The sequence below is a fragment of the Pseudomonadota bacterium genome (assembly GCA_022361155.1).
Taxonomy (GTDB): domain Bacteria; phylum Myxococcota_A; class Polyangia; order Polyangiales; family JAKSBK01; genus JAKSBK01.
Genome location: JAKSBK010000279.1, coordinates 1 through 1,218, shown reverse-complemented (window position 1 = coordinate 1,218; position 1,218 = coordinate 1). Strand labels below are relative to the sequence as shown.

Here is a 1,218-nt window from a genome sequence, read left to right as displayed (position 1 = left end):
TTGGACAGGCGTTGAGCAGGCTGGCAATTTCGGCCTGCAGCGCTTTGAGTTGGCGGGCGAGCTGGGCAAGGCGCGCTTTCGTGTGGCGCCTGGTTATGGCCAGGGTCTGGGTCTTTGCCCGGCTTTTCAGCCGGGTGCGGTCCTTGACGAGTGCGGTGCGGGTCGCGACAGGCCGGCCCGCTTCAAGACCCGGCTGACCGTGGCCGGCGACACGCCGACCTCTTGGGCGATGTGCCTGCCGGTCCAACGCCGCCTGCGCAGCGCGATGATGCGAGCAACGGTTCTCGCGCCGGTCGGCGCGCGCAGGCGGTGCGGACGCGAGGAGCGGTCGACCATGCCGGCGCGCCCGTGCGCCTTGTAGCGTCCCACCCAGCGCGCCACGATCTTGGCCGACACGCCATAGGCACGCCCCGCCTGTGCGCTCGAAAGACGGCCCTCGATGACACAAAGCGCCATCTCCTCTCGACGGATCGGCGTCAGGCGGGCATTGTTGTGAATGTTCATTCGGACCCCTCCTTGAAGATTGAAGTGTGGTAACTCCAGTCTCCTCGGTTCGGTCCGAATGGACAACCTGTAGAAAGCTCACACCTAGAGCCTGTCTGGCTTAGATTGCACCGCCTGAGCTTGTCCTTTTACGCCCTGGACATCGTCGCGCCGCTGCTCGACTTTCTGCGCGGCAGGAACGGGGTCAGGCTGATCGGCCAGGCGCAGGCGCAGGGTCGCCACCCGGCCGTTTCGTTCACCTGTGCGAAGGACCCGATGGATGTCGCCACCGAGCTCGGCCGGCGCGGCATCATCGCCGGCGCCGGCCATTTCTACGCCTACCGGCTGATCGAAGCGCTGGGAATCGATCCGCAAGCCGGCGTCGTGCGGCTGTCGGCGGTGCACTACAATTCGGCCGAGGATATCGCGGCGACCTGCGAGGCGCTGGAGGCGGTTCTCTAGCGGGAGCGGTGTTTCGGTTTTTGTGGGAGTGTGCATTGAGCCAGGCAGGGGGCCATCGCCTGGTCCTTCGACAGGCTCAGGATGAGGCGATGGGTCTGGCTTCAGGGGTGGGCAATGGATTGGGTGGCACGGCGTTTCCATCAAAACGCGAAGAAGTTCATTCACGCCGGCTCCTTCGCCAGCGCTCCCAGTTCCACCGCCAGATCACCGTAGCCGGTCTTGCGCCGTTCGTATTTCAAGCCGAGGAATTCGGCCGCCTCGCGCGCCAGCCGG

Annotated in this window: 1 protein-coding gene and 1 pseudogene; one reads left to right on the top strand and one right to left on the bottom strand. The window is 65.5% G+C overall.

Going from position 1 to position 1,218, the window contains the following annotated elements:
- Window positions 1-162 precede the first annotated feature (162 nt).
- Window positions 163-504: pseudogene (locus MJD61_10675) on the bottom strand (helix-turn-helix domain-containing protein).
- 105 nt (window positions 505-609) lie between these two features.
- Between MJD61_10675 and MJD61_10670 the strand changes: the two are divergent.
- Window positions 610-945, top strand: a complete 336-nt coding sequence (locus tag MJD61_10670; protein ID MCG8555733.1) for an aminotransferase class V-fold PLP-dependent enzyme — start codon at window positions 610-612, stop codon at window positions 943-945.
- Window positions 946-1,218: the final 273 nt, after the last annotated feature.